Origin of the sequence: Bradyrhizobium sp. F1.4.3 (genome assembly GCF_040548375.1) — a bacterium.
Classification (GTDB): Bacteria; Pseudomonadota; Alphaproteobacteria; order Rhizobiales; family Xanthobacteraceae; genus Bradyrhizobium.
On the sequence record NZ_JBEPRN010000003.1, the window covers coordinates 82940 to 106760 of the forward strand.

The window sequence follows — 23821 nt, forward strand, 5'->3', positions numbered from 1 at the left end:
GCCCTACTCCGCTGCCGCGATCCGCGGCCGGCCAACAAAGCCCGACACGTCGCCAAAACGTTCCAGCATCACCGCGGGCAGGTCCTTCGCCTTGCTTGTGACACAGGCGCCGGAGCGCACGGCGTAGCGGTCCTGATGCGTGGCCTGTGGCGGCGGCTCGCCCTGCTGAAGCGCGCGCGCCAGATCCATCACAACTTTCCGGAAATGCATGATGCCGAGATCGGTCGGGCCAAGATGCTCGCGGGTCCGGTCGGCGATCGGACCCTGGCTGTCCTGCACGGCGGCATCCTGCTCGGAGACGCCCTTGATGCCGGTGTAGCTGCTGGTCTTCTGGAGCTTGCGGTCGATCAGGTAGTCGTTGCCCTTGTGGCGCAGCGGCACGTAATGGTCGTCGACCGCCGCGATCACGCCGTTGCCGCGGTCGTAGGCGTCGCGCTCTCCTTGCGTCAGCGGCCGCTCCGGATTCCAGGCATAGGTGTAGATCCAGCAATTGGTGTCGGTCACCGGCACGAAGGTCTGGCCAAAGATGTTCTCGCCCGGCATCGCGCTCGGCGCGTAGGCGTGGAACGGCATCAGGAACTGCGCGATGCGCCAGTAGATGTTGTCGCTGCCAGAGAGCCGTCCGCCGGCAATCGTCAGTCCCGCCTCGTGCGCGGCGATCTTGATCACCGGGCGCGGGTCCTCGGCGATCCAGCGCATGTGGTCGCTCGACATCCGCGCGATCGGATTCACGAAATGCTTCTTGATGTCCAAAATCTCGTTCTCTTCCTTGTCGAAGGACAGATGAGCGAAGGTGAAATGCGCGGTGTCGATCGAGCCCTCCAGCGCCTGCACCCAGTTGCAGTCCTGCCATTTCTTGCTGACGTAGCGGTGCGAGGCCGGCAGCAGCGCCATTTCGAGGTCGGGCAGTCCGGGCATCGCGTCAGCCGGGCCCATATAGGCCCAGATCATCTCGCCCCATTCGCGCGCCGGATAGGACTTGATGCGGATGAGATCCTTGGCGTTGAGATCGGGATAAGAGGTCGGCATATCGACGCAAGCACCGTCGGTATCGAACTTCCAGCCGTGATAGACGCAGCGGATGCCGCATTCCTCAACGCGCCCAAGCCAGAGATTGGCGCCGCGATGCGGGCAGTATTGGTCGATGACACCGACGACGCCGCGGGAATCGCGGAAGGCGAGCAGCTCTTCGCCGAGGACAGTGATCTTCTTCGGCTCACCGTCGGGCTCGGGGAGTTCTTCGGAAAGCAGGACGGGGATCCAGAAGCGGCGCAACAACGCGCCCATTCCCGTTCCCGGGCCCGATTCGGTCAGGAACTTGTTGTCCTCGGCGCGGAGCATGGCTGATCCTCCCGATTTGTTTTGGGAAGATTGGCGCGGCAGCACGAAGACGTCAACGCAAGAACAGCTCGCGTGTCCCGGACGCGGCGCGGCATGAAATGACGCGACGCAGAGCCGGGACCCAGTTTGCCGCGAGAATAGGCCCCGGCTCAGCAGCGCACCGCTGAAGAAGCGCTGCGCTGCGTCCGGGGCACGAGAGCAACTAAACCGGCCGCTCGCCCTTCACCGTCACCCGCGTGCCCGAGCGGGTGTGCGGCCAGTAATCCCACATCGCGCGGTGCTGGGTGCAGCGGTTGTCCCAGAACGCGATGGCGTTCTCGGTCCAGCGGAAGCGGCACTGGAACAGCGGGTTTTCGGCGTGCTGATAGAGATAGGCCAGCATCGCATCGCTCTCGTCGCGGGGGACGCCGTTGATGTGGCGGGTGAAGCCGCGGTTGACGTAGAGCGCCTTCTTGCCGGTGACCGGATGCGTGCGCACCACCGGATGCTCGGCGTTGGGATAGGACGGGCGGTCGGCGACGCCGTAATTGGCATAGAGCCCGCGATAGATCGGCTCGCCGTCATGCAACGCGGTCAGTCCGTCGAGATAGGCCTTCATGCGATCGGACAACGCCTCATAGGCGGCGTACATGTTGGCAAACAGCGTGTCGCCGCCGCGCGGCGGGCACTGCTTGATGTAGAGGATCGAACCCATCGGCGGCTCGAGATCGCAGGACACGTCGGAATGCCAGCCCTCGCCATTGGCACGCGGCGAGTTCGCATCGGCGTAGATCTTCATCAGCGCCGGGTCTTCGTCCTCGTGCGGCGCGGCGGGATGAAAATGCAGCTCGCCGAACTTGCGGCCGAAGGCGAGATGCTCTTTTGGCGTGATGTGCTGGTCGCGAAAGAAGATCACGAGGTTTTCGGCGAGCGCGCGATGGACCTCGTCCATCTGCCGGTTGGAGCGGGCGTCGTCGGACACGAGCTTGCCGATGTCGACGCCGGATATTTCCGCGCCGATGATCGGCGTGAGCTTTTCGACGGCGATGGTTTCGTACGGTGCGCCGTCCTCGGCCGTGTGGCGATAGCGCGGACCCTGCTTGCCGGCGAGCGAGCTCATGGCGTGTCTCCCGATCGTTTGATTGGAGACATCGTAGCTCTTGGCGGCAGAAGCGCAATCTGCGCCGCAAACTCAACTCGTCGTCCCGGACGAGCGCAAGCGCAGATCCGGGACCCATAACCACAGGGTTGGGTTTGGCGAAGACTCGGAGTGACCGCCGACTGTAACCACAAAGTCCCGTGGCTATGGGCCCGGCCCTCGCCGGGACGACAGCGGAGCAGGTGCGCGCGCGGAGCTAACTCACTCCGCCGCTGATACCGGCACCTTGGCGCCATAGCGCTGGTCGATGTAGTCGATCACCAGCGCCTTGAAGTCGGCGGAGATGGTCGGGCCACGCAGGGTGCGGAACTTCTTGCCGTCGACAAAGACCGGCGCGGCCGGGGCTTCGCCGGTGCCCGGCAGCGAGATGCCGATATTGGCGTGCTTGGATTCGCCGGGGCCGTTGACGATGCAGCCCATCACCGCGACGTTGAGCTCTTCCACGCCGGGATATCTCGTCTTCCAGCCCGGCATCTCGTCGCGGATGAAATCCTGGATCGAGCGGGCCAGCTCCTGGAACGTGGTCGAGGTGGTGCGGCCGCAGCCGGGGCACGCCGCGACCAGCGGCACGAAGGTGCGGAAGCCCATGGTCTGCAAGAGTTCCTGGCCGACCTGCACCTCGCGGGTGCGGTCGCCGCCGGGCTCCGGCGTCAGCGAGATGCGGATGGTGTCGCCGATGCCCTGCTGAAGCAGGATGCCGAGCGCGGCGGAGGAAGCGACAATGCCCTTGGTACCCATGCCGGCTTCGGTGAGGCCGAGATGGATGGCGTAGTCTGAGCGAGACGCGAGATCCTGGTAGACCGCGATCAAATCCTGCACGGCCGAGACCTTGGCCGATAGGATGATGCGGTCCTTCGGCATACCGAGCTCTTCAGCGCGCGCGGCCGAGAGCAGTGCCGACTGCACCATGGCCTCGCGCGTCACCGCGCGCACGTCGCGCGGATTAGCCGATGCGGCATTCTCGTCCATCAGCTTGGTCAGCAGCTCCTGGTCGAGCGAGCCCCAATTGGCGCCGATGCGCACCGGCTTGTTGTTCTTGTTGGCGATCTCGATGATGTCGGCGAACTGGGTGTCGCGCTTGTCCTTGAAACCGACATTGCCGGGATTGATGCGGTACTTGGCCAGCGCCTCGGCGCAGGCGGGATAGGCCGCGAGCAGCTTGTGGCCGATATAGTGGAAGTCGCCGATCAAGGGCGTGGTGATGCCGCGTTTGAGCAGGCCGTCACGGATATGCGGGACGGCGGCGGCCGCTTCCTCGCGATCCACGGTGATGCGGACCATTTCGGAGCCGGCGCGCGCGAGCGCTGCGACCTGGGCGATGGTGCCGTCGATATCGGCGGTGTCGGTGTTGGTCATCGACTGCACCACGATCGGCGCACCGCCACCAACGGCGACGTCGCCGACCTTGACCTGGGTGGTCTGATGCCGGGGCGCGGGGCCCGCGACGTCGGAATCGATGGTGTTTTCGAGCTTGTTCATGAGGTCCAAATATCAGGTTTTGGTGACGTTCAGCAATGCATCACGCGGCGCCACAGCCGTTTGGCTGGGACGGTTAACCAGAAAAAGCCCAGCAATTACAAGGAGGGCGGCGGCCCCGAAAGCCAGGCTCAGGCTGTCGTGCATGATGAAATAGCTACCCACCACGCCAAACAAAGGGGTGATGAAGGTAAAAGCGGACAATTTGCTGGCCGAATAGGTCTTCACCAGTGCGAACCAAAGCGTGAACGTGGTTCCAACCACCCAGATCGCCTGGAAGGCCATCAGGCCAAGCGACAGCGGCGACGGTGTGTGGGTGATGGTCTCCCCGAACAGCCAGGCAGCGATGCCCAGGATCGGGATCGAGGTCGCGACCTGATAGCCCAACGCCTTTTCGGGTGCAGCGAAGCGCAGCCGCGTACCCTTGGCGACCAGCGTGGTCGCGGCCCACAGCGAGGCGCCGGCGACGATCATGAGGTCCCCGAGCAGGACGTGCGAATCCACATTGGCCTGCGGCACGCCGATTGCGAGCGCGACGCCGGCAAAGCTCACCGCGAGCCCCAGCCATTGCGTGCCGCCAAGCCGCTCGCCGAGCACCTGGTAGGAGCCGAGCGCGACGAAAAACGGCGCGGTGTAGAGAAACACCACAGCGCGCGACGCGGAGGTGAGGCGCAGGCCCTGGAAGATCAGCACGAATTCGATGCCGAACATCAATCCTGCAATGAGGCCCGGCTTCCAGGTGCCGTCACGTTCGAAGAATTTGACCCCGCGCAGAGTACCGATGATGAACAGCACCGGCAGCGCAGCCATGGAGCGGATCATCGCCTGAAGCATCGGCGGGATATCCGGCAGCACCAGCTTCACTGCGATCTGGTTGAAGGCCCAGGTCAGGCACAGCATGAGCATCAGGGCGATGGCGCCGGCACTGAGAGGGCGGCCGGCGGACGGTACGACTTGAGGTGAGGACATTTCTTCCTGAGCGCCGGCTTTACGCCGTTGTTGATTTAAGAAATCTTCTGACAATGGGTGCAGATGCCCGTGATCTCGACCACGGACAGTTTTGGTGCAAAGCCGGAGCTGCGCGCGGCGGCGTTGAGGTCTTTCGCGAAGGACCCTGAAGGAATCTCGCCGACCAGGCCGCAGCGCTCACAGATCAGGAACGCCACCGCGGAGGTCGCGTCATGGTCATGGGCGGCGCAGGCGAGATAGGCGTTGCGGCTCTCGATGCGGTGCACCAGGCCGTTCGTCATCAAAAAATCGAGAGCACGATAGACCGTGATCGGCGCCGGCCGCGGCATCGACTTGGCCAGTTCGTCGATCACCTCATAGGCCCCGAGCGGGCGGTGGCTCGACAACAGCGCCTGGAGCACCTGGCGGCGAATCGGCGTAAATTTCTGGGCGCGCTGCTCGCAAACCGCCTCGGCATGCAACAGCGCGTCCGCGGTGCAGCGGCCGTGATCATGGTCGGGCGCGGGAAATGCCGACTTTGCGAGGGTCATGTGGCCCGCCTTCTAGCATTTCGGCCGGGGAACCCAAAGCGCGACCGGCAACTGGCTGCCAGCCATGCTTTTGCTGCGGGACAGCAACGCGTTATCCCGCCATGAAATAATCATAAGCTTGCTTATTATATTCAAGCTCATTGGAGACAAAGCTTATGACCCGCGGGTCGGTCGACCAGAACTTCCTGTTCACGCTCGGCGAGCTCTATCGCCTGCTGCGCGTCTATGCCGACAAGGAGGCATCGCGCTTCGGCATCACCCGCGCGCAATGGGCGGTGCTGTCCAAGGTCGAGCGCAGCGAGGGCATGAAGCAGTCGGAACTCGCCGAACTGCTGGAGATGCAGCCGATCACGCTGACGCGCCTGATCGACAAACTCTGCGACAATGACTGGATCGAGCGCCGCAGCGACGCCTCGGACCGCCGCGTCAACCGCCTCTATCTCAGGAAGGCCGGCCGTGCACTGCTCGGTAAAATGAGCGGCCTGAAATCGGAACTCACGGCCAATGCGCTCGACGGCATCAGCCCGGCGGACGCCCACCGTCTTCTCACCCAACTCGAAACAATCAAAGAAAACGTGCGTAACGCGATCCAGACAAGCGGAGCGGAGCAGGCGCGTAAGGAGCAGCGCTATGGCTGATCAGGTTCTCAAATTCCAGCCCGAGCAGAAGATCGACAGCGGCAAGCCCACCAAGAAGGCCGGCACCGACCCGCGCCGCCGATTGGTGGCCGGCCTGCGGCGCTATCGCCGCTTCCTGCTCATGGTCGTGCTCCCGATCGTCGTCGCGCTCGCAGGCTTCACATTTTATCTGAACGGCGGTCGCTATGTCGGCACCGACGACGCCTATGTCGGCGCTCAGAAGGTGCTGGTGACACCCGACATCTCCGGCAAGATCGAGAAAGTCGTCGTGAAAGAGGGCCAGTTCGTCAAGCAGGGCGATGAGCTGTTCGAGATCGATCCCGTGCCGTTCCGCCTCGCGGTGGACGAGGCCAAGGCGCAGGTCATGCAGGCGCAGTCGACCTATGACAATCTCCGCGCCAACATCAAGATCTATGGCGACATGCTCAATCTCGCGCAGCAGGGCGTCGACCTGAAGCAGCGCGACGTCGAGCGCAAGCAGGCGCTGGTCAAGAACAGCTATGGTTCGCAGCTCGACCTCGACAACGCGTCGAACGCGCTGGTCACGTCAGGCTCGATCGCGCAATACGTCAAGCAGCAGATCTCGACGGCCAAGACGCAACTGCTCGGCGACACCGACCTGCCGCTGGAGAAATTCCCGCCCTACGCGCAGGCCAAGTCCAAGCTCGACAACGCCGAGCGCAATCTCGACCACACTGTGCTGCGCGCGCCGATGGGTGGCGTGGCGACCCAGGTCGAGCAGATCCAGCTCGGCCGCTTTGTCGCCGCCGGCACGCCGGTGTTCTCCATCATCGACGTCGCCCATCCCTGGGTCGACGCCAATCCGAAGGAGAGCGACCTCACCTACGTCACCGAAGGCCAGCCGGTCACGCTCGAGGTCGACGCGTTCCCGAACCACCTCTTTAAGGGCAAGATCGGTTCGCTCTCGCCCGGCACCGGCGCGCAATTCGCGATCCTGCCGCCGCAGAACGCCACCGGCAACTTCGTCAAGGTGGTGCAGCGCGTGCCGATCCGGATCTATTTCGACGAGACCGACAAATACGTGAAGAGGCTGAAGGCCGGCATGAGCGTCTATGCCACCATCGACACCGGCCACCAGCGCTCGCTCGCCGGCCTGTTCGGATTGTCGGCGACGGCGAACCAAGACAAAGATTGAGACAAGGACTGATCCGATGTCCGGCCCCAATGCCAGCCTGATGGTCCCCGGCCTGCGCCGGAACATGGTGACGATCTGCGCCATGACCGCGACCATCATGCAGGCGCTGGATACCACGATCGCCAACGTCGCCCTGCCCTATATGCAGGGCACGCTGTCGGCCTCGCAGGACCAGATCAACTGGGTGCTGACCTCCTACATCGTCGCCGCCGCGATCATGACGGCGCCGGTGGGCTGGATCTCCAACCGTTTCGGCCGCAAGCGCATCTTCATCATCTGCGCCGCCGGCTTCACCTTCGCCTCCGTGCTGTGCGGTCTCGCGCAGGACATCAACCAGATGGTGCTGTTCCGCCTGCTGCAAGGCGTGTTCGGCGCAGCGCTGGTGCCGCTGTCGCAGTCGGTCATGCTCGACTATTACACGCTCCAGGAACGTGCCAAGGCGATGTCGATCTGGGGCATGGGCGTGATGATGGGCCCGATCATGGGTCCCTCGCTCGGTGCCTGGCTGACCGAGACCTATTCCTGGCATTGGGTGTTTTTCGTCAATCTGCCGTTCGGCGCGATCACCGTGCTTGGGCTGAGCATCTTCATGGACGAGACCAAGCAGGATACCAGCCTCAAGTTCGACTGGTTCGGCTTCGCGGCGCTGGCGATCGGGATCGGCGCGCTCCAGCTCGCGCTCGACCGCGGCGAACAGCTCGACTGGTTCGAATCCGCCGAGATCCTGACTGAATTTGCCGTCTCCGCCGTCGCCTTTTACTATTTCTTCGCGCACTCCTTCACGACCTCGCGGCCGTTCATCCAGTTCGCGCTGTTCAAAGACCGCAACTTCCTCACCGGCATCATCTTCATGACGGTGATGGGGCTCGTGCTGTATTCGACCATGGCGCTGGCGTCGCCTTACCTGCAAAACGTCATCGGCTATCCCATCATGACCGCCGGCGGACTGCTCGCCAGTCGCGGCTTCGGCACCTTCTTCGCGATGATGATGGTCGGCCGCATCATGCGCTTCATCGAGGCGCGCACACTGATCATCTCCGGCCTGACGCTAACGGCGGCATCGCTGTTCCAGATGACCGGCTGGACAGACCAGACCCAGGTGCCGGAAATCGTGGTCGTCAGCGTGATCCAGGGCTTTGGCTTCGGCCTCGTCTTCGTTCCGCTTTCGACGGTCGCGTTCCTGACGCTGCCGAACCATCTGCGCACCGATGGCACCTCGATGCTGACGCTCTTCCGCAACGTCGCGAGCTCGGTCGGCATCTCCATTGTCATCGCCCAACTGACCCAGGGCACGCGCAAGACCTACGCGATCCTGTCCGAGCACATCAACCCGTTCAACCACGCACTCCAGATGCCGGACGTGAGCGGCATGATCAACCTCTCGACCGACGCCGGCCGCGCCATGGCCGACAGGATCGTTGGCCTCCAGGCACAGATCATCGCCTTCGCGCGCGACTATCAGCTGGTGATGTTCTTCATTCTCTGCACCATCCCGCTGGCGCTAATGATCGGCTCGACCAAGGCCATGCTGCGCAAGCAGACGACGGGGCCGGAACATGCGGTGATGGAGTGAGTAATCGGTCTCGTGCCCCGGACGCAGCGCAGCGCTGGTTCAGCGGTGCGCTGCAGAGCCGGGGCCCACCCCGCGGGACGATGGGTCCCGGTTCTGCGGCGCATCGCTACGCGCTGCACCGCGCCCGGGACACAATCACCCCAAAAACTCCTCGCAGCCGAGGTCCTCGACCGCGAGCATCACGCGCTCCAGATTATTCCACCAGATCACCGGCGGGATGTTGATGCTCCATTGCCAGACCGGCTTGGTGATGTGCCAGAGTACCGACCAGCGATAGTCCTGGTCGAGCGCACCGCGCGTGTAGCCGCTGACGCCCTGCGCGATCAGCGTCTCATGGTAGCGGTTGAGCATCGCTCGCTCGAGCGCCTGCCGGCGCTCCGGATACCATTGCATCGCCATCATGTAGGCGAGGTCGCCGGTCGGCACGTTGATACTCCACAGGTCGAAATCGAAGATGCGCACGGTATCCGTGACGCCCGCACGCGGCAGCAGGAAATTCCAGATATGGGCGTCGCCATGGGTGATGCTGACGTGACGCCGCGAATGATAGCGCTGGGACAGCCGGTCCGACTGATCGATCAAGCGACGATAGAGGGTGCGGCGCTCTTCGCTGAGGCGGTCGCCGAGCAGATCGGCGAAGCGGTCGTAATGGCCGGCGAAGGTCTCCATGTGTGTCGCGCTGTCCTGAGTGCTCGCCCAGGTGCCAACGGCTTCACCAAGGCTCGCATGATCCCACCAGGCCGCATGCAGGCGCGCGAGCGCGGTGACCATCGCCATCGCCTGATCGCGCGACGGCGGTAGCGGCCAGGCGGTCGCGATCTCATGGCTGTCGGTAAGGTCCTCGAGCAGGAGATGCCAGGCGAGGCTCTCCTCGTCGAAATTCCCGTCGAAGCAGCGCGGCACCAGCTGCGCCGGCATTTTGGGTGCGAGCTGGGTGTAGTAGGCCACCTCGTGGCGGCCGGCGTTCGCCAGCGGTTTGGCGAAAGCCGCATGCGGCGTCTTGAGGATCAGAGATTGCGGCGCGCCGGCGGACTCCCCGACATAGCGCAGCCCGAGCCGGGTGATGTGCGACAGGATGGTGTCACGCTCATGCAACACCTTCACTTCACGGACCGCGCCGCGGTCCAGCACGCCAGCCTTGCGCAACGCAGCCGTGAGATTTGCGGGCTCAGTGACCGCCGGCAGTTGTGGAGGTGTCATGCAGCGCGCCCCGATTGCCGCGTGCATTCTGCACGATCACACAAGCAAGCGCCACATCTTCAATCTCGTCCCGGACAAGCGCGCGAAGCGGAGCGCCGATCCGGGACCCATAACCACAGGGAGGAGTTTGACGAAGACTCGTAACCACGAGTCTCGCGCTAAACGACTCCCTGTGGTTATGGGTCCCGGCCTTCGCCGGGACGACATCGAGTGTGTTGAGCCACGATCGCGCGCCACAGACGGGCGCGCGATCGTGAGCTCACACGTCGAAGAACACCGTCTCCTCGCCGCCCTGCAAGCGCAGGTCGAGGCGGTAGACCGCCTTGCCGGCCTCGCGCACAGCGATCAGCGTGGAGCGGCGGTCGGCCGGCACCAGTGCCAGCACGGGATCGGCGGCGTTGCCGGCTTCGTCGCTGAAATAGATGCGGGTGTAGAGGTGCCGCAACATGCCGCGGCCGAATACCGCCAGCACAATATGTGGCGCCTGCGGCTTGCCGTCGGGATCGGGCACCGCGCCCGGCTTGATCGTGTCGAAGGAATAATGGCCGTCCTTGTCAGTGCCGCAGCGCGCGAAGCCGCGGAAGCTGGCGTTTGGCAGCGCGCGCTTGTCCTGCGGATCGGCGAAACGGCCCTGCGCGTCCGCCTGCCATATCTCGAGCATGACATCAGGCACGGCGACGCCGTCACCGTCGAACACACGGCCCTCGATGCGGACGCGATCGCCGGAGACGTCGGGCGTCAGTGTCGAATTGGTGAACGCATCATTCCAGGCGTACTCGCCGTTCGGCGTCAGGCCGTATTTGAAGAACGGACCGACGGTCTGCGATGGTGTGATCCCGTTGTCCTTCACGTTGTCCTGCACGTTACTTGGTCTCCATGGGGGTGGCGTTCTTGCCGCGCAGCACGATGTCAAAGCGGTAGCACAGCGCCCATTCCGGCTTGGTGTTCTCGAGATCGAACGACGAGACCATCCGCATCCGCGCCTTCTCGTCCGGCACCGAGTTGAAGATCGGATCGAACGGGAACAACGGATCGCCCGGGAAATACATCTGCGTCACCAGACGTGTGACGAAGGAATGGCCGAACACCGAGAGATGGATATGCGCCGGCCGCCAGGCGTTGTGGTGATTGCCCCAGGGATAAGCGCCCGGCTTGATCGTGACGAAGCGATAGTAGCCGGAGGTATCGCTCACGGTGCGGCCCGCGCCGGTAAAATTCGGATCGAGCGGCGCCGGATGCTGGTCGCGGACATGGACGTAACGGCCGCAGGCATTGGCCTGCCAGATCTCGACCAGCGAGTTCGGCACGCCACGGCCGTCCTCGTCGCGGACATGGCCGTGGACGATGATGCGCTCGCCGAGCGGCTCGCCTTTGTGCTGGGTGGTGAGGTCGCTGTCGCCGTCGCGCACGGTCTCGTGGCCGTAGACCGGGCCGGTCAGCTCCGACAGCGTGTGGCGCATCGGGATCAAGGGCTTGTTCGGCGCACGCTTGATCGAGCTCTTGTATTCGGGCGACAACGGCAACGGATGCGCCTTGTTGCTGTCGACGGGATAGATGAATGTCATTGGCGAACTCCTCCCCGGCCATTTCGGTCCAGCCGGTCAACGCTTCCGCCGATCATTATAGAATATAACTAATCTAGGGAAGCGGGTTTGAGGCCTCCTTTCTTTACCTCTCCCCGCAAGAGCGGGGAGAGGGAGAGGAGGCACCGTCAGTTCAGCTTCTCGATCGCAACCGCGACACCCTGGCCGACGCCGACGCACATGGTGGCGAGCGCGAGCTTGCCGCCGCGCTTCTCCATGCCGTGCACGGCTGTGAGGGCGAGGCGGGCGCCGCTCATGCCGAGGGGATGGCCGAGCGCAATGGCGCCGCCATGCGGATTGACGAAATCGGCATCGTCGGCAACGCCGAGCTGGCGCATGCAGGCAATGCCCTGCGAAGCGAAGGCCTCGTTGAGCTCGATCAGGTCGAAATCGCTGATTTTCTTGCCGAGCCGCGCCATCAGCTTGCGGGTCGCGGGCACAGGTCCAATGCCCATGATGCGCGGCGGCACGCCGGCCGAGGCGAGGCCAAGGATGCGGGCGCGGGGCGTCAGGCCATGCTTCTTCACGGCAGCTTCGGATGCGAGGATCATCGCGGCGGCGCCGTCATTGACGCCGGAGGCGTTGCCGGCGGTCACCGTGCCGGGATTACGCACGATCGGCTTCAGTTTTGCGAGGGCTTCGAGCGTGGTCTCGGGACGCGGATGCTCGTCCTTGTCAACGGTGATCGGACCGGCCTTTCCGCCCGGAATGGTGATCGGCGTGATTTCTTCGGCGAAATAGCCGGCCGCGATCGCAGCACCCGCGCGCTGCTGCGAGCGGATGGCGAAAGCGTCCTGGTCGGCGCGCGAGACCTGGAATTCCTCGGCGACGTTCTCGCCGGTCTCCGGCATGGCATCGACGCCATACTGCGCCTTCAGCAGCGGATTGATGAAGCGCCAGCCGATGGTGGTGTCGAAAATCTCGGCGGAGCGCGAGAAGGCCTCCTGCGCCTTGCCCATCACGAACGGCGCGCGGGTCATGGATTCGACGCCGCCGGCAATGGCGAGCTCGATCTCGCCGGCGCGAATGGCGCGGCCGGCGGCGCCGACCGCGTCGAGGCCGGAAGCGCAGAGCCGGTTCAGGGTCTGGCCGGGAACCGAATCCGGCAAGCCTGCCAGCAGCAGCGCCATGCGCGCGACGTTGCGGTTGTCCTCGCCGGCCTGGTTGGCGCAGCCGAAGAAGACCTCATCGACCTGCGACCAATCGAGATTGGGGTGCTTTGCCATCAGCGCCTTGATGGGAGCTGCGGCCAGATCGTCGGCACGCACTTTTGCGAGCGAGCCGCCAAAACGGCCGATCGGGGTCCGCACGGCATCGCAGATAAAGACGTCACGCATCACTGTTCTCCCTGAATGCCGCGGTCCGGCCAAAATTCTTCAATGTCGGCGGAGTTTTAGGAGGGCGCCCGCGGCAGGTCAATTGACGGTTTCGCGCGTGTTCCGAGGGGCGTGCAGGCCGTCAACGCATGCCGCGGTGCGGACAACGTGGAAAACCTCCGCTCTCCGGCCAAAGCGATAGGAGCAGAGGGCGAAATTTTGTAGGTTGCGCCGCCCATGACAATGCAACAGCCGATACCTGTCCCGCCCCCCGACGAAGTACCCGCACCGCCAGCGGAGGCCATCGCGCGCGTCACGCCGATGATGGAACAGTACCTTGAAATCAAGGCGGCGCATCAGGGCCTGCTGCTGTTCTACCGGATGGGTGACTTTTACGAGCTGTTCTTCGAGGACGCCGAGATCGCCTCGAAGACGCTTGGCATCGTCTTGACCAAGCGCGGCAAGCATCAGGGCGCGGATATCCCGATGTGCGGCGTGCCGGTCGAGCGCTCCGAGGATTACCTGCATCGCCTGATCACCGCCGGCCACCGGGTCGCGGTGTGCGAGCAGACCGAGGATCCCGCCGCCGCCAAGGCGCGCGGCAACAAGAGCGTGGTGCGCCGCGGCGTGGTGCGGCTGGTCACGCCGGGCACGCTGACCGAGGACACGCTGCTCGACGCGCGCGCCAACAATTATCTGCTGGCGATCGCGCGGGCGCGCTCGTCGGCTGGCGGCGACCGCTTTGGCCTCGCCTGGATCGACATTTCGACTGCAGAGTTCACGGTGACGGAATGCTCCGGCGGTGAACTTGCCGCGACGCTGGCGCGCATCAACCCGAACGAGGCGATCGTCGCAGACGCGCTCTATAACGACAGCGAGCTCGGGCCGACCTTGCGCGAACTGCCCGCGGTGACGCCGCTGACCCGCGACGTCTTCGACGGCGCCACCGCTGAAAAACGCCTGTGCGACTATTTTGCGGTCGCGACCATGGACGGACTGGCGCAGCTGACGCGGTTGGAGGCCACCGCCGCTGCCGCCGCCGTCACCTATGTCGACCGCACCCAGGTCGGCAAGCATCCGCCGTTGCCGCCGCCCGCGCGCGAGGCCTCGGGCGCCACCATGGCGATCGATCCGGCCACGCGCGCCAATCTCGAACTGACGCGGACGCTCGCTGGCGAACGCCGAGGCTCCCTGCTCGATGCGATCGACTGCACGGTGACCTCGGCGGGATCGCGCCTGCTGGCACAACGGCTCGCCGCACCGCTGACCGATACGGCAGGCATCGCGCGGCGGCTCGACGCGGTCAGCAGCTTCGTCGCGGATTCAGCCGCACGCGAGGACATCCGCAGCATCTTGCGCGGCGCCCCCGATATGTCCCGCGCGCTGGCGCGCCTGTCGGTCGGCCGCGGCGGGCCGCGCGATCTCGCCGGCCTGCGTGATGGCATCATCGCCGCGGACCAGGCATTGGCGCGGCTTGCCGAGCTCGAGCAGCCGCCGCACGAAATCGCGGCCGTGATGGCGGCGCTGCAACGACCGTCGCGAGAACTGGCCGCCGAATTCGCCACCGCGCTTGCCGAGCAGCTGCCCCTGATCAAGCGTGACGGCGGCTTCGTGCGCGAGGGCTATGAGCCCGCGCTCGACGAAGCGCGCAATTTGCGCGACGCCTCGCGCCTGGTGGTAGCCTCGATGCAGGCGCGCTACGCCGACACGACCTCGGTCAAGGGCCTCAAGATCCGGCACAACAATGTGCTCGGCTATTTCGTCGAAGTCACCGCGCAGCACGGCGACAAGCTGATGTCGCCACCGCTGAACGCGACCTTCATCCATCGCCAGACGCTGGCGGGCCAGGTACGGTTCACCACCTCCGAGTTGGGGGAGATCGAGGCGAAGATCGCGAACGCGGGCGACCGCGCCCTCGGGCTCGAGCTCGAGATCTTCGAGCGGCTTTCCGCGAAGGCCCTGGCGGTCAGCGACGATTTGCGCGCCGCCGCCCATGCCTTTGCGCTGCTTGACGTAGCGACCTCGCTGGCCAAGCTCGCGGTCGACGACAATTATGTGCGGCCCGAGGTCGACGACTCCCTCGGCTTCGCGATTGAGGCCGGCCGCCATCCCGTGGTCGAGCAGGCCTTGAAGCGCAATGGCGAGCCGTTCATCGCCAATGCCTGTGACCTTTCGCCAGGACCTGCGCAAAAGTCCGGCCAGCTCTGGCTGCTCACCGGTCCGAACATGGCTGGTAAATCGACCTTCCTGCGCCAGAATGCGCTGATTGCACTTCTTGCTCAAATCGGAAGTTTCGTACCGGCCTCGCGCGCGCGGATCGGCATCATCGATCGCCTGTTCTCGCGCGTCGGCGCCGCCGACGATCTCGCGCGCGGCCGGTCCACCTTCATGGTCGAGATGGTCGAAACCGCGGCGATCCTCAACCAGGCCGGCGAGCGCGCACTCGTCATCCTCGACGAGATCGGGCGCGGGACCGCGACCTTCGACGGCCTCTCGATCGCCTGGGCCGCGATCGAGCATCTGCACGAGAGCAACCGCTGCCGCACGCTGTTCGCGACGCATTACCACGAGCTGACCGCGCTCTCGGCCAAACTGCCGCGCATGTTCAACGCCACCGTGCGGGTGAAGGAGTGGCAGGGCAATGTCGTGTTCCTGCACGAGGTGCTGCCGGGCTCGGCCGACCGCTCCTACGGCATCCAGGTGGCGAAACTCGCCGGCCTGCCACCGGCCGTGATCACACGCGCCAAGTCCGTGCTGGCGAAGTTAGAGGCCCAGGACCGCGGCCAAACCGCCCGCGCCCTCGCCGACGATCTGCCGCTGTTCGCGGTGCCGTCGCGTGCGGCGGCAGAAGCCGCGCCGCCGAGCGAGGCCGAGTTGCTGATGGAGACGGTGAAGGCGCTGCACCCGGACGAGATGTCACCACGCGAGGCGCTGGATGCGCTCTATGCGTTGAAGGCCAAGCTGCCGAAGCAGTAACGGTGCCGTAGGGTGGGCAAAGCGAAGCGTGCCCACCTTGCAATATCCGAGATCGCGGTGAGATGGTGGGCACGGCGCGCGAAGTGCGCCTTTGCCCACCCTACGGCACACCTATGCCGCCACCATCCGCTTCCTTCGCCCGTTCCACCACAGCGTCAAATTCCAGACAACGCAGGTCGCGAGTGCGAGGCTGAGGCCGATCGCCGAGCCGAAATTGGCGGCACCGACATGCACCACCGCGATTGCCATCCCGAAACCGAGCAGGCCCCAGGCGGAATTCGCAAGCACGGCGGCGGTCGGCGGTCCACCGATGCGGGGATGCAGGATCACCATCATGCTGGAGAACACGACCGGATACAGCGCGATGATGCCGCTGATGCGGGGGCCGACCCAGCCCGAGGTCGAGACGACGATGGCGACAAGGGTTGCGACCAGCGCAGCCCGCATCGGAATGTCGTACCAGCGGCGCGTCACCAGCGGCATCTTTACGTGGCGATATTGGGCGAGCAGCGGGATGCAGATGCCGAACGCGATCAGATTGGCGGCAAGTCCGGCCGTCAAGGTCCAGTCAAACATGCGGATGATCGAGGCGATGGCGATCCAGACCGCGAACGCGCTTCCGCAACTCACCAGAAGGCTGCGCCGCTGCGCCAGCACGACATAGGTGAGGCACATGAAGATCGTCGCCGCATTGACCGGAAGGCTCGACAGCGCACCTTGCGCGATGAAAGCCGCGTCATGATCGATAGCGAGGAAGACGTAGGACGGACCGGCCGAGACCGGCAGGGTCGCGATCAGCGCGCCGATCACCGGTCCCGAGCGCTCGGTGATAACAGACGCCGTCACGACGAACGCCGCCGCGATTGCCATGCGCAGGAGGAGGAAGAGGATGAAGTGGAGGTCGAGGAACATTTTTTTCTTCTTACCCTCCCCTGGAGGGGGAGGGTCGGCTCATATTGAGCGAAGCGAAATGTGAGACGGGGTGGGGTGACAGTCTCTCCACAGATGCAGTGCCCGAGTGGAGAGATCACCCCACCCCGCTCGCGCTACGCGCGATCGACCCTCCCCTCCAGGGGAGGCTAGACATCACATCCGCTGCATCGACACCGAGACCTTCGGGCCGTTCTTGATGGTCTGGTAAACCACGCAATAGCGCTCGGTGAGTTTCAGCAGCAGATCGAGCTTGTCCTGGGCTGCATCGGTGTCGACCTCGAAGCGCAGGCGGATCTCGGCGAAGCCGACCGGCGTCTCCTTGTCGACACCGAGCGTACCGCGGAAGTCGAGATCGCCCTCGGCATAGACGTTGCCGGTCTTCAAGGGCACCTCGATCGCGGTCGCGACCGATTTCAGCGTGACGCCGGCGCAGGCGACGAGCGCCTCAAGCAGCATGTCGCCGGAGCAGAGCTCGAGGCCGGAGCCGCCGGTGGCAGGATGCAGGCCAGCCATTGCGATGGCGCGGCCGGTCTCGACCTTGCAGGCAATGCCTTCGCTGTCGGTCGAGCCCTTGGCCTTCAGCGTGATCATCGCGGTCCTGGGATCGGTCTTGTAACGCTCCTTGATCGGGGCCTGCATCTGGCGCAGTTCTGCGGCATCCATCTTGTTCTCTCCCCAAATTCCCTAGCTGACGTGCGGTATAGAAGGCGATCAGTTCCATGTCAGCCTGCGATTGCTGGAGGCTGCCATGAGCGACATGCTGCGCGCGAAAAAGCATATTATATTCAAAATGTTACGCGCGCTTCGGGAAGCCGGTCCGCGACCTTCCGACCGGGTCCGCCGGCTCGTCTCTTTCGCGTTCCATTAATGTCTCGTGACAGCGCCTGTCACCTCTTATATCCGGTGAGACATGGACAGCGTCGCGACTGAGCACAGGCCCGAGGTGGATGATCGCTTCGATACCGCGCGGATCACCGCCGCGGTCGATGCGCTTGCCGAAAAGCATCAGGGCCGCGAGGACGCGTTCCGCACGGCCGTGGCACAACTGCTGAAGGCCGAACTGATGGCCGCGCGCGACGCGGCGCAAGCGATCCTGCTGAAGGACCGTCACGGCCGGCGCTGCGCCGAGCGGCTGTGCCACGTGCAGGACGAGATCATCCGCATCCTGTACTCGGCAGCCACCCGCCATCTCTACCGCTCGCCGATCCCGAGCGGTGCGGAGCGCATGGCAGTGGTCGCGACCGGCGGCTATGGCCGCGGTCTGATGGCACCCGAGTCCGACATCGATCTGCTCTTCATCCTGCCCTACAAGCAGACCGCCTGGGGCGAGCAGGTCGCGGAAGCGATCCTCTACTGCCTCTGGGACATGGGACTGAAGGTCGGCCACGCCACGCGCTCGGTCGATGAATCGATCCGCCAGGCGCGCGGCGACATGACCATCCGCACCGCGATCCTGGAGACGCGCTTCCTCACCGGCGACCAGCCGCTCTATGACGAACTGGTCGCGCGCTTCGACAAGGAAGTGGTGCAAGGCACCGCGTCCGAATTCGTCACCGCGAAGCTCGCCGAGCGCGAGGAGCGGCATCGCCGCGGCGGCCAGTCGCGCTATCTCGTCGAACCCAACGTCAAGGACGGCAAGGGCGCCTTGCGCGACCTGCACACGCTGTTCTGGATCGCCAAATACGTCTACCGCGTGCGCGACACCGACGAACTGGTCGAGCGCGGCGTGTTCGACGCGCAGGAGTATCGCACCTTCCGCCGCTGCGCCGATTTCCTCTGGTCGGTGCGCTGCAATCTGCATTTCTACTCTGGCCGCGCCGAAGAGCGCCTGTCGTTCGACCTCCAGCGCGAGATCGCGGTCCGGCTCGGCTACACCTCGCATCCCGGCATGCAGGACGTCGAGCGCTTCATGAAGCACTACTTCCTGGTTGCCAAGGAAGTCGGCAACCTCACTGCCATCCTCTGCGCCAAGCTCGAGGACCAGCAGGCCAAGCCCGCACCGGTCTTGAGCCGGATGATGGCGCGGCTGCGCCCCACCCCCGTGAAGCGGCGCGTGCCCGACAGCGACGACTTCATCGTCGACAACAACCGCATCAATGTCGCCGCGCCCGACGTCTTCAAGCACGATCCGGTCAATCTGATCCGCATCTTCCGCCTGGCGCAGAAGAACAACCTCGCCTTCCATCCGGATGCGATGCGCGACGTGACGCGCTCGCTCGGCCTGATCAATGCGAGCTTGCGCGAGAATCCCGAGGCCAACCGGCTGTTCATGGAGATCCTGACCTCCGACAACGCGGAGATCGTGCTGCGCAGGATGAACGAGACCGGCGTTCTCGGCCACTTCATCCGCGCCTTCGGCAAGATTGTCTCGATGATGCAGTTCAACATGTATCATCACTACACCGTCGACGAGCATCTGATCCGCTGCGTCGGATTCTTGCAGGACATCGAGCGTGGCGGCCTCGAGGAGTTCACGCTGGCCAGCGACCTGATGCGCAAGATCCGGCCCGAGCATCGCTCCGTGATCTACATCGTGACGCTGCTGCACGACATCGCCAAGGGCCGGCCGGAGGATCACTCGATCGCCGGCGCCAAGGTGGCGCGCCGGCTCTGCCCGCGGCTCGGCTTCAGTCCGGCCGACACCGAACTCGTGGCCTGGCTGATCGAGGAGCATCTGACGATGTCCACGGTCGCGCAGTCGCGCGACCTCTCCGACCGCAAGACCATCGAGAATTTCGCTGCCGTGGTGCAGTCGGTCGAGCAGATGAAGCTGCTGACGATCCTCACCACTGCCGACATCCGCGGCGTCGGTCCCGGCGTCTGGAACGGCTGGAAGGCGCAGCTTTTGCGCTCTCTCTATTATGAGACAGAGCCGGTGCTGACCGGCGGCTTCTCGGAAGTCGACCGGGGAAAGCGCCTCGTGGCCGCGCACGCCGAATTCCGCATGGCCTTCGCCGAATGGCCGAGCGACGAGCTCGACGCCTATATCGGCCGGCACTATCCGGCCTACTGGCTCAAGGTCGAGCTGCCGCGAAAGATCCGGCACGCCCGTTTCGTCCGTTCCAGCGAGCAGGCCGGCCACAAGCTCGCAATCAATGTCGGCTTTGATGAGGTGCGCGGCGTCACCGAGTTGACGATCTTTGCCGCCGACCATCCGTGGTTGCTCTCGATCATCGCTGGTGCCTGTGCGTCGGCCGGCGCCAACATCGTCGATGCGCAGATCTACACCACGACCGACGGCCGCGCGCTCGACACGATCTCGATCTCGAGGGAATACGACCGCGACGAGGACGAGGGCCGGCGCGCCACCCGGATCGGCGAGATGATTGAGGACGTGCTGGAAGGCAAGCTGCGCTTGCCGGAAGTGGTAGCGCGGCGCACCGTGCGCAGCAAGGCGCGGCCGTTCGTGATCGAGCCGGAAGTGACCATCAACAACCAGTGGTCCGACCGCTACACCGTGATCGAGGTGTCCGGCCTCGACCGACCCGGCCTGCTCTATGAGCTGACCACGGCGATTTCGAAACTCAACCTCAACATCGCATCGGCCCATGTCGCGACCTTCGGCGAGCGCGCCCGCGACGTGTTCTACGTCACCGACCTCCTCGGCGCGCAGATCAACGCGCCGACCCGCCAGGCCGCGATCAAGAGCGCGCTGACCCATGTGATGGCTGGCGAGAAGGCGGTTCAGCCGGCGGCGTAGTCCGTCATTCCGGGGCGCGCGTAGCGCGAGCCCGGAATCCATTTATCTGCGTTACTGGCGGCACGATGGATTCTCAGATGCGCAATTGCGCATCATAGCTCGCCGCTGCGCGGCGCCCCGGAATGACGAGGGGAGAGATTGGAGTGCGCGACGCCATCAAATCTCCACCCCCTCATGCCGCAGCAGCCAGCGCTTGCGCTCCAGTCCGCCGCCGTATTTCACCAGCGAACCATTTGCGCCGATCAGGCGGTGACAGGGTAGCACCACGCTGATCGGGTTGGAGCCGTTGGCATGGCCGACGGCGCGAATGGCCTTGGGCATGTCGATCTTTGCGGCGAGCGCGCCGTAGCTCATCGTGGTGCCGGCGGGGATCTGCGCAAGCGCGGTCCAGACCTTCTGCTGAAACGACGTGCCGGCGATACGCCATGCGATCGCTGAAAGCTGGGCGAGATCACCGTCGAAATAGCCCGACAGCGCGGCCCGCATGCTTGCGGGCGCATGATGGTCACTCAGAGCCACCGCGCCATAATGCAGGCGCAGCAGCTCGCGCATGCGGTGCTCGTAATCCTCCCAGTCGAGCGCGCGCAGCGCGCCCTCGGCATCGATGACGAGCAACGCGATCCCGATCGGCGTCACCAGGCGATCGAGACCAAAACTTTCGGGTAGGCGCGTTGATCGACTAGCCATTGCGACACCATTGCACGGGAACACGTATCGCACGTGCCACACCGGACGTGCTACCGTCCACCCGAAAGCTGACGCTTTTGGGGGAGCTCAACTTGATCCTGATCGCCAATGTCCTGGTGGCGCTGGTTGCCGCATTGCACGCTTACTTCCTGATCCTCGAGATGTTTCTCTGGGACAAGCCGCAGGGCTTGAAGGTTTTTCATCAGACGCCGGAGAAGGCCGAGATCACAAAAGTGCTGGCGGCCAATCAGGGGCTCTATAACGGTTTTCTGGTCGCGGGCCTGGTCTGGGGCCTCGTGCACGGCAACCCGGCCTTCGCATTCCAGATCAAGGCATTCTTCCTGATCTGCGTGATCGTGGCCGGCGTTTACGGTGCGGCAACAGTCAGCACGCGCATCCTGATCGTGCAGGCGCTGCCGGCGGCAGCGGCGCTGGCCGTGCTTTATCTCGCTTAGGTCGTATTGGTGCGCCATCGCGATCCTTGCGCGGCGCAAAGGCTTCCTCCACACTCCTGGCAGCGATGGCGGCCGCCTGAACGGCGGAAATAGACCATCGGCAGATAATTCCGCCAGGAGGAAGATCCCACGATGACCTATCGCATTCCCTATTTGGCCGCGACGGCCGTTCTCGCGTTCGCCCTCTCGGCATCGCAAGCCCTCGCACAGAAAAAATACGACACCGGCGCGAGCGACACCGAGATCAAGATCGGCCAGACTGTGCCGTTCTCCGGCGCCTACTCCGTCTACGCCAATATCGGCAAGACCCAGGCCGCCTACTTCAAGATGATCAACGATCAGGGCGGCATCAACGGCCGCAAGATCAATTTGATCCAGTATGACGACGCCTACTCGCCGCCGAAGACGGTCGAGCAGGTGCGCAAGCTGGTCGAAGGCGACGAGGTGCTCTTCACCTTCCAGCTCATCGGGACCGCGGCCAACGCCGCCGTGCAAAAATATCTCAACGGCAAGAAGGTGCCGCAGCTCCTTGCCTCCACCGGTGCCGCGCGCTTCAACGATCCGCAGAACTATCCCTGGACCATCGCCTACAATCCGAACTACGTGTCCGAGGGACGCATCTACGCAAAATACGTTCTCGCCAATCACCCCAATGCCAAGATCGGCGTGCTCTACCAGAACGACGACATGGGCCGCGACTATCTCGCGGGCCTCAAGAGCGGGCTCGGCGACAAGGCCGCCAGCATGATCGTCGGCGAGCTGTCCTACGAGGTTACCGATCCGACGGTGGACTCGCAGGTCGTCAAGTTGAAGTCGATGGGCGTCGACGTGTTCTTTGATGCTTCGACGCCAAAATTCGCGGCACAGGCGATCAAGAAGCTCGCCGATCTCGGCTGGACGCCGGTGCACATCGTCGACATCAATGCGAGCCCGATCTCGGCGACGCTGAAGCCCGCCGGCCTCGACATCTCCAAAGGCATCATCTCGACGCAGTACGGCAAGGAGCCGGGCGATCCGCAGTGGAAGGACGACCCGGGCGTGAAGGCGTTCTTCGCATTCATGGACAAGTATTTCCCCGAAGGCGACAAGCTCAACACCGTCAACACCTACGCCTATTCGGTGGCCGAGCTCCTGGTCCAGGTGCTGAAACAGTGCGGCGACGACCTGACGCGCGAGAACGTCATGAAGCAGGTGGCCAACATCAAAGACTTCACTCCGAGCTTCGCGCTGCCCGGTATCAAGATCAACACCGGGCCGAACGATTATCGCGTCAACAAGCAGATGCAGATGATGAAGTTCAACGGCGAGCGCTGGGAGCTGTTCGGCCCGATCATGGAGGATGCGGGTCCGGCGGGTTAGCCGTTATTTGTACTCTGAACTGCAATCGGCGGCCTTACGGCCGTCGATTTTTTTAGCTTCACTGCGCAAATTGGCCACGCGCCCAATCCATCACCGTCACCCTAAGGTGGCCGCTTCTTCAGCGGCCCTCGAAGGGCGACGGCCCGGCTGGTGACCGTGGAGACGCATTGGGGGCCGCACATCCTTCGAGGCTCGCCAGAGCTCGCACCTCAGGATGACGGAGAGAGATTGCCGATAGGCATCTACTCCGGTATCTCGCCAAAATTCTTCCCAACCGGCAGCACCGCGTGCCGGATCAACCGCGAATCCTCCACAGCGGCCTGGCGATGCTTCACCGCTTCGCGATAGACGGGGTCGCGGATCATCTCGACGAAGGCGGCGACGCTTGGGTATTCGGCGATGAAGCAGTGGTCCCAGCGCTCGGCCTCGGGGCCGATCAGCATCAGCTCGAACCTGCCTTGCCAGACGATGCGGCCGCCGAGGCGTTCGAACACCGGGCCGCTCTCGCGGCCATAGGCCGCGTAGGCTTCCGCGCCGCTTGCTTTCCGGCCGTCCGGATAGGCCGCCTCCTTGCGCAGCCGTACCAGATTGAGCATGTGGATCGGGCCCGGGCGGTCGTTCTCCCGGAATTGCGCGAAGATTTCCTTGGTCGGATCGATGTGGCCCATGCGAGTTCCCTCTTCTTTTCTGCCGACAATCCTAGCTCCATCACCAGGCTAGCGGAACTGCGGCGGACGAATGCCGCACCTCCTAATCGCGCGTTAAGTTTTGCGTAACTGGGCCTTAAACAG

General features: G+C 64.3%; 20 protein-coding genes. 7 read left to right on the forward strand and 13 right to left on the reverse strand.

Features of this window, described 5'->3' with window-relative positions:
* Positions 1 to 3: 3 nt before the first annotated feature.
* The 5 genes from ABIB73_RS12420 to ABIB73_RS12440 all read right to left on the reverse strand — a co-directional run bounded on the left by ABIB73_RS12420 (position 4) and on the right by ABIB73_RS12440 (position 5454).
* On the reverse strand, positions 4 to 1341 hold the full coding sequence (locus ABIB73_RS12420) for a Rieske 2Fe-2S domain-containing protein (protein ID WP_354224420.1): 1338 nt from the start codon (positions 1339 to 1341) through the stop codon (positions 4 to 6).
* 202 nt (positions 1342 to 1543) lie between these two features.
* Positions 1544 to 2440 carry a TauD/TfdA dioxygenase family protein gene (locus ABIB73_RS12425; protein WP_354224422.1) on the reverse strand — a complete coding sequence of 299 codons (897 nt, stop codon included), beginning with the start codon at positions 2438 to 2440 and terminating at the stop codon, positions 1544 to 1546.
* A 240-nt stretch (positions 2441 to 2680) separates the two neighbouring features.
* A complete protein-coding gene (gene ispG, locus ABIB73_RS12430) occupies positions 2681 to 3958 on the reverse strand; it encodes a flavodoxin-dependent (E)-4-hydroxy-3-methylbut-2-enyl-diphosphate synthase (RefSeq protein WP_354224424.1) in 1278 nt (425 codons plus the stop codon).
* Positions 3959 to 3970: 12 nt separating this feature from the next.
* Positions 3971 to 4924: a DMT family transporter gene (locus ABIB73_RS12435; protein ID WP_354224426.1), complete on the reverse strand. Its 954-nt coding sequence runs from the start codon at positions 4922 to 4924 to the stop codon at positions 3971 to 3973.
* Between the two features lie 35 nt (positions 4925 to 4959).
* Positions 4960 to 5454: a Fur family transcriptional regulator gene (locus ABIB73_RS12440; RefSeq protein WP_354224428.1), complete on the reverse strand. Its 495-nt coding sequence runs from the start codon at positions 5452 to 5454 to the stop codon at positions 4960 to 4962.
* 155 nt (positions 5455 to 5609) lie between these two features.
* Here ABIB73_RS12440 and ABIB73_RS12445 point away from each other — a divergent pair, with 155 nt between their 5' ends.
* Genes ABIB73_RS12445 through ABIB73_RS12455 form a run of 3 tightly spaced genes read left to right on the forward strand, consistent with a single transcriptional unit; the run spans position 5610 to position 8821 of the window.
* Positions 5610 to 6092, forward strand: coding sequence for a MarR family winged helix-turn-helix transcriptional regulator (locus ABIB73_RS12445; RefSeq protein WP_354224430.1), 483 nt, complete (start codon positions 5610 to 5612; stop codon positions 6090 to 6092).
* On the forward strand, positions 6085 to 7248 hold the full coding sequence (locus ABIB73_RS12450; protein WP_354224432.1) for an HlyD family secretion protein: 1164 nt from the start codon (positions 6085 to 6087) through the stop codon (positions 7246 to 7248). Before ABIB73_RS12445 ends, ABIB73_RS12450 begins: the two co-directional genes overlap by 8 nt.
* Positions 7249 to 7264: 16 nt before the next feature.
* The gene (locus tag ABIB73_RS12455; protein WP_354224434.1) at positions 7265 to 8821 is read left to right on the forward strand and encodes an MDR family MFS transporter; all 1557 of its coding nucleotides are present in this window, start codon (positions 7265 to 7267) and stop codon (positions 8819 to 8821) included.
* Positions 8822 to 8956: 135 nt separating this feature from the next.
* On the opposite strand, the gene ABIB73_RS12460 is transcribed toward ABIB73_RS12455, so the two are convergent.
* The 4 genes from ABIB73_RS12460 to pcaF form a co-directional block, all read right to left on the reverse strand.
* Positions 8957 to 10021 carry a phosphotransferase gene (locus ABIB73_RS12460; RefSeq protein WP_354224436.1) on the reverse strand — a complete coding sequence of 355 codons (1065 nt, stop codon included), beginning with the start codon at positions 10019 to 10021 and terminating at the stop codon, positions 8957 to 8959.
* A gap of 259 nt (positions 10022 to 10280) precedes the next feature.
* Positions 10281 to 10883, reverse strand: a complete 603-nt coding sequence (gene pcaG / locus ABIB73_RS12465) for a protocatechuate 3,4-dioxygenase subunit alpha (RefSeq protein WP_354224438.1) — start codon at positions 10881 to 10883, stop codon at positions 10281 to 10283.
* A 1-nt stretch (position 10884) separates the two neighbouring features.
* Positions 10885 to 11586 carry a protocatechuate 3,4-dioxygenase subunit beta gene (gene pcaH / locus ABIB73_RS12470; RefSeq protein WP_354224440.1) on the reverse strand — a complete coding sequence of 234 codons (702 nt, stop codon included), beginning with the start codon at positions 11584 to 11586 and terminating at the stop codon, positions 10885 to 10887.
* Positions 11587 to 11732: 146 nt separating this feature from the next.
* Positions 11733 to 12941: a 3-oxoadipyl-CoA thiolase gene (gene pcaF / locus ABIB73_RS12475; RefSeq protein ID WP_354224442.1), complete on the reverse strand. Its 1209-nt coding sequence runs from the start codon at positions 12939 to 12941 to the stop codon at positions 11733 to 11735.
* A 216-nt stretch (positions 12942 to 13157) separates the two neighbouring features.
* On the opposite strand from pcaF, the gene mutS reads away from it, so the two are divergent.
* Positions 13158 to 15896 (forward strand): DNA mismatch repair protein MutS, encoded by a 2739-nt coding sequence (gene mutS, locus ABIB73_RS12480; protein WP_354224444.1) that lies wholly within the window; start codon positions 13158 to 13160, stop codon positions 15894 to 15896.
* Positions 15897 to 16007: 111 nt separating this feature from the next.
* Here the strand turns inward: mutS and ABIB73_RS12485 are convergent, their stop codons facing one another.
* Positions 16008 to 16808, reverse strand: coding sequence for a hypothetical protein (locus ABIB73_RS12485; RefSeq protein WP_354224446.1), 801 nt, complete (start codon positions 16806 to 16808; stop codon positions 16008 to 16010).
* A gap of 174 nt (positions 16809 to 16982) precedes the next feature.
* Positions 16983 to 17492, reverse strand: a complete 510-nt coding sequence (locus tag ABIB73_RS12490; RefSeq protein ID WP_354224448.1) for an OsmC family protein — start codon at positions 17490 to 17492, stop codon at positions 16983 to 16985.
* A 247-nt stretch (positions 17493 to 17739) separates the two neighbouring features.
* Between ABIB73_RS12490 and ABIB73_RS12495 the strand changes: the two genes are divergently transcribed.
* A complete protein-coding gene (locus ABIB73_RS12495; RefSeq protein ID WP_354224450.1) occupies positions 17740 to 20529 on the forward strand; it encodes a [protein-PII] uridylyltransferase in 2790 nt (929 codons plus the stop codon).
* Between the two features lie 156 nt (positions 20530 to 20685).
* On the opposite strand, the gene ABIB73_RS12500 is transcribed toward ABIB73_RS12495, so the two are convergent.
* Positions 20686 to 21216, reverse strand: coding sequence for a methylated-DNA--[protein]-cysteine S-methyltransferase (locus tag ABIB73_RS12500; RefSeq protein WP_354224452.1), 531 nt, complete (start codon positions 21214 to 21216; stop codon positions 20686 to 20688).
* A 98-nt stretch (positions 21217 to 21314) separates the two neighbouring features.
* Here ABIB73_RS12500 and ABIB73_RS12505 point away from each other — a divergent pair, with 98 nt between their 5' ends.
* Together ABIB73_RS12505 and ABIB73_RS12510 are read left to right on the forward strand one after the other, a co-directional pair.
* Positions 21315 to 21671 carry a DUF1304 domain-containing protein gene (locus ABIB73_RS12505; protein WP_354224964.1) on the forward strand — a complete coding sequence of 119 codons (357 nt, stop codon included), beginning with the start codon at positions 21315 to 21317 and terminating at the stop codon, positions 21669 to 21671.
* Between the two features lie 132 nt (positions 21672 to 21803).
* A complete protein-coding gene (locus ABIB73_RS12510; RefSeq protein WP_354224454.1) occupies positions 21804 to 23030 on the forward strand; it encodes an ABC transporter substrate-binding protein in 1227 nt (408 codons plus the stop codon).
* A 242-nt stretch (positions 23031 to 23272) separates the two neighbouring features.
* Here the strand turns inward: ABIB73_RS12510 and ABIB73_RS12515 are convergent, their stop codons facing one another.
* Positions 23273 to 23698: a DUF1330 domain-containing protein gene (locus tag ABIB73_RS12515; protein ID WP_354224456.1), complete on the reverse strand. Its 426-nt coding sequence runs from the start codon at positions 23696 to 23698 to the stop codon at positions 23273 to 23275.
* Positions 23699 to 23821: the final 123 nt, after the last annotated feature.

Excerpts from the sequence above, each read along its gene's own strand:
- ABIB73_RS12420 (WP_354224420.1), bottom strand. The coding sequence starts at position 1,341 with ATGCTCCGCGCCGAGGACAACAAGTTCCTGACCGAATCGGGCCCGGGA.
- ABIB73_RS12425 (WP_354224422.1), bottom strand. The coding sequence starts at position 2,440 with ATGAGCTCGCTCGCCGGCAAGCAGGGTCCGCGCTATCGCCACACGGCC.
- ispG (WP_354224424.1), bottom strand. The coding sequence starts at position 3,958 with ATGAACAAGCTCGAAAACACCATCGATTCCGACGTCGCGGGCCCCGCG.
- ABIB73_RS12435 (WP_354224426.1), bottom strand. The coding sequence starts at position 4,924 with ATGTCCTCACCTCAAGTCGTACCGTCCGCCGGCCGCCCTCTCAGTGCC.
- ABIB73_RS12440 (WP_354224428.1), bottom strand. The coding sequence starts at position 5,454 with ATGACCCTCGCAAAGTCGGCATTTCCCGCGCCCGACCATGATCACGGC.
- ABIB73_RS12445 (WP_354224430.1), top strand. The coding sequence starts at position 5,610 with ATGACCCGCGGGTCGGTCGACCAGAACTTCCTGTTCACGCTCGGCGAG.
- ABIB73_RS12450 (WP_354224432.1), top strand. The coding sequence starts at position 6,085 with ATGGCTGATCAGGTTCTCAAATTCCAGCCCGAGCAGAAGATCGACAGC.
- ABIB73_RS12455 (WP_354224434.1), top strand. The coding sequence starts at position 7,265 with ATGTCCGGCCCCAATGCCAGCCTGATGGTCCCCGGCCTGCGCCGGAAC.
- ABIB73_RS12460 (WP_354224436.1), bottom strand. The coding sequence starts at position 10,021 with ATGACACCTCCACAACTGCCGGCGGTCACTGAGCCCGCAAATCTCACG.
- pcaH (WP_354224440.1), bottom strand. The coding sequence starts at position 11,586 with ATGACATTCATCTATCCCGTCGACAGCAACAAGGCGCATCCGTTGCCG.
- pcaF (WP_354224442.1), bottom strand. The coding sequence starts at position 12,941 with ATGCGTGACGTCTTTATCTGCGATGCCGTGCGGACCCCGATCGGCCGT.
- mutS (WP_354224444.1), top strand. The coding sequence starts at position 13,158 with ATGACAATGCAACAGCCGATACCTGTCCCGCCCCCCGACGAAGTACCC.
- ABIB73_RS12485 (WP_354224446.1), bottom strand. The coding sequence starts at position 16,808 with ATGTTCCTCGACCTCCACTTCATCCTCTTCCTCCTCCTGCGCATGGCA.
- ABIB73_RS12490 (WP_354224448.1), bottom strand. The coding sequence starts at position 17,492 with ATGGATGCCGCAGAACTGCGCCAGATGCAGGCCCCGATCAAGGAGCGT.
- ABIB73_RS12495 (WP_354224450.1), top strand. The coding sequence starts at position 17,740 with ATGGACAGCGTCGCGACTGAGCACAGGCCCGAGGTGGATGATCGCTTC.
- ABIB73_RS12500 (WP_354224452.1), bottom strand. The coding sequence starts at position 21,216 with ATGGCTAGTCGATCAACGCGCCTACCCGAAAGTTTTGGTCTCGATCGC.
- ABIB73_RS12510 (WP_354224454.1), top strand. The coding sequence starts at position 21,804 with ATGACCTATCGCATTCCCTATTTGGCCGCGACGGCCGTTCTCGCGTTC.
- ABIB73_RS12515 (WP_354224456.1), bottom strand. The coding sequence starts at position 23,698 with ATGGGCCACATCGATCCGACCAAGGAAATCTTCGCGCAATTCCGGGAG.